The organism is Thermogutta sp. (assembly GCF_039793925.1).
Lineage (GTDB): Bacteria > Planctomycetota > Planctomycetia > Pirellulales > Thermoguttaceae > Thermogutta.
This window is the reverse complement of the sequence record NZ_JBAMME010000270.1, coordinates 2,862-4,200: the sequence shown is the minus strand read 5'-3', so window position 1 is coordinate 4,200 and position 1,339 is coordinate 2,862. Positions and strand designations below refer to the sequence as shown.

General features: G+C 56.9%; 1 protein-coding gene and 1 pseudogene. Both read left to right on the top strand.

Going from position 1 to position 1,339, the window contains the following annotated elements; genetic code table 11:
• Positions 1–1,022, top strand: a 1,022-nt coding sequence (locus ABJK56_RS13830; RefSeq protein ID WP_347245254.1) for an amidohydrolase family protein, incomplete at its 5' end; no start/stop codon positions are given.
• A 15-nt stretch (positions 1,023–1,037) separates the two neighbouring features.
• A pseudogene (locus ABJK56_RS13825) lies at positions 1,038–1,339 on the top strand (hypothetical protein); the annotation flags it as partial.

Sequence of the window (1,339 nt, the reverse complement as noted above, 5' to 3'; positions counted from 1 at the left end):
ACGGCATTTTTGAGGTGGATTTTGTGGAGGGTGATTTTGAGAGCATTGCTGAAGGGATGAAGCGGTATCTCGCCTTTGGCGTTACCCGGGTGGTGGCTTCCACCATTTCTCGGCCTCTTCCGGAGACGGTGAAGCAGATCAAGCAGTTGCGACAGGTCAAGGAAGAGAGTCGATATGGGAGAATCCTCCATGGTGTGCACCTTGAGGGTCCCTGGCTGGCCCCCCGCTGCCGGGGTGGACACCCGCTGGAGTACCTTCGTGTGCCGACCAAAGAAGATGTGGCCTTTGTCCTGGGGGAAGTTGGTGATGTCCTGGTCACGGTAACTTTTGCCCCTGAATTGCCCAACGCAGTGTGGCTTACCGAGACCCTGGCTTGCCGGGGTATTCTCCCGGTCATTGGGCACACTGAGGCGACCTACGAGGAGGCCGAGCGGTCGATTCTGGCTGGTGCGCGCCATGTGACTCACATGTACGACGGTATGCTGGGCTATCGGGAAAACCCCCGGGAGGCCCTGGTCATGCTTCCCGGGGTGGAAACGGCGGTGCTTTCCCATGATACGGTGAGCGTGGAACTGATCGGTTGCCCAATTCACGTGCCTCCGCCATTCTTTCGATTCATTCAGCAGGTGAAACCCAGTGGAAAAAAAATTCTGGTAACCGATTCCCTGGTGGGGACGGGCATGCCGGAGGGCTCGATCTTGCGCTATCGGGATGGCCGGAAAGTCCGGGTGGCAGGAAATGTCATCCGGATGATCGATGAAGACCCGGCCATTGACGGCAACCTGACCGGGAGCGCAGTAACCATGAATGTGGCTCTGCGGCGACTCATGGAGTATGCCGAAATTCCCCTCGAAGAAGCCCTTGCCTGGGGAACGCTGAATCCGGCCAGAGTCCTGGGTATCGATCGGGAAGTGGGCAGCATCGCCGTGGGTAAGTGTGCTGATCTTGCCGTCATCGATGAGGACTTTGGTGTTCGGTATACCGTTTTGGATGGGAACGTGGTTTTCCAGAAAACCGAATAAAGAGAGGAATGACCCATGTTCAAATATCTTTTTGAGCCGATTATGATTGGTGCGGTAACAGTGCCCAACCGGATCTGCCATGTGCCGACTGACATCAGCTCTGCCCATGCTGATGGTTCGGTGAGTGCCCGGGATATTCATCACCATGCCACCATCGCCAAAGGGGGAACAGGATTGATCATCGTTGGTGCCACCTCCCCTCAGGGGAAAACCGGTCGCTCCACGGTGACCTGCCTTGTGGCCGATGGCGACGAATATATTCCGGGATTGACTCGATTGGCGGAAGCCATGCATCGGTATGGAGCCAGGTGCGCGGT